The organism is Ornithinibacter sp. (assembly GCF_035443565.1).
Classification (GTDB): Bacteria; Actinomycetota; Actinomycetes; order Actinomycetales; family Dermatophilaceae; genus Fodinibacter.
Genome location: NZ_DAORSO010000097.1, coordinates 1,271 through 4,579, shown reverse-complemented (window position 1 = coordinate 4,579; position 3,309 = coordinate 1,271). Strand labels below are relative to the sequence as shown.

Genomic DNA, 3,309 nt, shown 5'->3' with positions numbered 1-3,309 from the left:
ATCTCCTTGGTGTTCCTGCGCAGGTACCGACTCGACGTGGAGGTGGCCCGGTGACCGCGATGCCGACCGACGAGGTGCTCGCCACCTTGCGGATGCTCCAGGGGCTCGACCTGCCCGCTCACGGGGGCCGCACCCTGGCCTACGTCTATGACTCGGGTCTCGCCGACGCCGATGCGGTCGGCCTCGAGGCACTTGCCATGTTCGCCGGCTCGAACGGGCTCGACCCGACCGCGTTCCCGTCGTTGCTGAAGATGGAGAACGACCTCGTCGCCCTCGCCGGTGGCCTGCTCGACGCCCCCGACGGGTTTGCCGGTTCGGTCACCTCCGGCGGCACCGAGTCGATCCTGCTCGCCGTGCTGGCCGCCCGAAAGGGCAGCGACCACCCGTCCCCGAGCATGGTGCTGCCCACGTCGGCTCACGCCGCGTTCCTCAAGGCCGCGGCCTACCTCGGGGTGCGGGCCGTCCTCGTCGACGTCGACCCGGTCACCCTGCGGGCCGACCCGGCCGCCATGGCCGCGGCCGTCGACGACTCCACGGTGCTCGTCGTCGCCTCGGCCCCGTCCTACGCGCACGGCGTCATCGACCCCGTCCCCGAGATCGCGGCGCTGGCGGCGGCGCGCGGCATCCGTTGTCACGTCGACGCCTGCATCGGCGGGTGGGTGCTGCCGCACCTCGACACTGCGACGCCGTGGACCTTCGCGGTCGAGGGCGTCACGAGCGTGAGCGTCGACCTGCACAAGTACGCCTACACGCCCAAGGGGGTCTCGGTGCTGCTGCACCGCACCGCGGCGCTGCGCAGCACCCACCTGTTCGCCTCGGCGAACTGGCCCGGCTACACGATGCTCAACGCCACCATGCAGTCGACCCGCTCGGGTGGCCCGCTGGCGGCGGCCTGGGCCGTGACCCGTCGGATCGGCCTCGACGGTTACGCCGAGCTCGCCCGGCGGGCGCGCGAGGCGACGCTCGCGATCGCGAGGGCGGCGGACGGCATCCCCGGTCTGCGGGTGCTCGTCACCCCCGACTCGACCCTGCTGGCGCTCGCGACCGACGACTCCTGCGATGCCTTCACCGTCGCCGACGAGATGCTCGAGCGTGGGTGGTACGTGCAGCCGCAGCTGTCGTTCGGGAACCTGCCACCGACCCTGCACCTCACCCTCTCGGCAGCGACGGCGCCCGCGGTCGACGAGCTGGTCGACGATCTCTCGGATGCCGTCGCGGCGGCCCGCGCGGCGGGCCCGGTTCGCGTCGACCCCGGGTTGGCGGCCCTGCTCGGCGGCATCGACCCGGCGGCCCTGGACGACGCTGGCTTTGCCGGCATCCTCGGGGCGGCGGGCCTCGCGGGCGCGGACGGCTCGCTGGCGCTGCCGTCGCGGATGGCCGGTGTCAACGCGCTGCTCGACGCCTGCCCGCCGGCGTTGCGCGAGGCCCTGCTGCTCGGGGTGCTCGACCGGCTGTCGCGCCCGACGCCGGGCTGAGCTGGCTGAGCTGGCTCAGCAGCCGATGGTCTTCGGATACGTCGGCGTCGTCGTGCCGGGGTTGCGGCACACGCCGAGCCCCTTGGCGGCCAACCCGGACTTCATGGCCGCGATGGCGCTCTTGTTGAAGGCGTTCCAGCCCATGTGCATGAGCACCGTGTCGCCCGCCCGCGAGTACGTGACGACGTGGTTCACGACCTGGGCCTGGGTGCGGCCCGTGTAGTCACTGGTGTCGACGTCCCACGTCCAGATGCGCATGCCCTTGCTGGCGTAGGCGTCACGCACCGTGAAGTCGTACGAGCCGTAGGGCGGGCGTCCGTACGAGGTGACGACCCCGGGAGACCCCAGCTGGTAGCGCACGCTCGAGTACGACAGGTTGCTCAGGTTTGGGTGGCTGATGGAGTGGTTGATGACGTAGTGGCCGTTGGCCCGGGCATAGCTCGGGCTGAACCGGCCGGCGGAGATGCAGTTGCCGGTGGGAGCGAGGACCAGTGCGACGCCGAGCGACTTCGCCCCCAGGACGGCCGACTGGAACGCCGAGTAGCTCTTCGGGCAGTCGTCAAAGCTGAGGATGACCCGCGCGCTGGTGTTCGGTCCGGAGGAGATGCTGTACGTGGTGCCCCCTCCGTTGACGAGCCGGTTCCAGGTCGTCGGGCCCACCACACCGTCGATCACGAGCGTGAGCTTGGTGGACTGGTAGCGACGGACCGCGCCCAGGGTCCCGGAGCCGAAGGTGCCCGTGGCATAGCTCGACCCGATGCTGTACCCCTTGCCGAGCAGGATGTTCTGCAGCACCTTCACGCAGCTCCCCGTGTCGCCGTAGCGCAGGGTCGGCCGGTTCGCCACGGCCGTCGTCGAGGAGCAGGTGCGGGTGGCCCCGACGGCGTCGGGCGCGGGAGCGGCCAACAGCAGCAGGGGTGCCGCGAGGGCGGCGGCCACGAAGAACCTCAGGGAGACGTGTCGTCGGGTGGTGTTCATGATGTCCTCCGTACCGGGGGACGAAGGCGGGCCCCCCGCCATCTTCACCGTACTCCGACAGGGCCCCCGCGACCAGAGAACAGCGATCACGTGAACCGGGTCGGGCTGCGCTGACTACGCCGTGGAAGCGATGCCGCAGTAGGTTGATGGGCGAGATCGCCTCCGGGCAGCGTCAACGACAGGAATTCCATGCAGCTCCGCGAACTGATCCTCTTGCTTCTGCTCGTCCTGGTGGTGGCTGCGGTCATCGCGGTCGTGGTGCGCCGGGGCGGCTCCAAGCGGGAGGGTGGACCCCACTCCCAGACCGAGCACGTGGGCTCGCAGGCCGAGTGGCTGGATGCGGGCGACCGGGCGGAACCACTTCGTGCTGCGCAGGCTCCTGCAGCGGTGGCCCTTGGCGCCTCTGCCGCTGCTGAGTCTGCCGCTGACGTTGAGCCGGCGGTGCCCTCCGAGCCCTCGGCTGAGGCCGACACAGCCGTTGACACCCTGGACGACGCGGAGACGGCTGCGGATGCCGTGGCTCTGGAGGATGGCGGAGCAGCACCGGCCGTGGCCGATGACGTGGCCATGACCCGGGCCGAACGCCGCGAGGCCCGTGAGGCTGCAGAGGCTGCTGGCATCTGGCCGGTTCCCGCCCCGCAGAGCGACCCCGAGGCCGAGCGGATCGCCACCGCAGCCGAGTACCGCGATGAGGTCGTCACGGCGGATCCGCTCACCGAGGACATCGCCATCCCGGCCAACGAGTGGGGCGGCCCGCACGAGGCCGAGCCCGTGGTCGAGCCGGAGCCCGAGCCGGAGCCTGTGGTCGAGCCGGAGCCCGAGCCGGAGCCTGTGGTCGAGCCGGAGCCCGAGCCGG

The 3,309-nt window shown here is 71.5% G+C and carries 2 protein-coding genes and 1 pseudogene; 2 read left to right on the top strand and 1 reads right to left on the bottom strand.

The window, feature by feature from the left end; genetic code table 11:
- The first annotated feature begins 59 nt into the window (after positions 1-59).
- Complete coding sequence (locus tag PLL68_RS10360) at positions 60-1,475, top strand: pyridoxal phosphate-dependent decarboxylase family protein (RefSeq protein ID WP_324533802.1); 1,416 nt, start codon at positions 60-62, stop codon at positions 1,473-1,475.
- Between the two features lie 15 nt (positions 1,476-1,490).
- Here the strand turns inward: PLL68_RS10360 and PLL68_RS10355 are convergent, their stop codons facing one another.
- Positions 1,491-2,453 carry a polysaccharide deacetylase family protein gene (locus tag PLL68_RS10355; protein WP_324533791.1) on the bottom strand — a complete coding sequence of 321 codons (963 nt, stop codon included), beginning with the start codon at positions 2,451-2,453 and terminating at the stop codon, positions 1,491-1,493.
- Positions 2,454-2,642: 189 nt separating this feature from the next.
- Here PLL68_RS10355 and PLL68_RS10350 point away from each other — a divergent pair.
- A pseudogene (locus PLL68_RS10350) lies at positions 2,643-3,309 on the top strand (hypothetical protein); the annotation flags it as partial.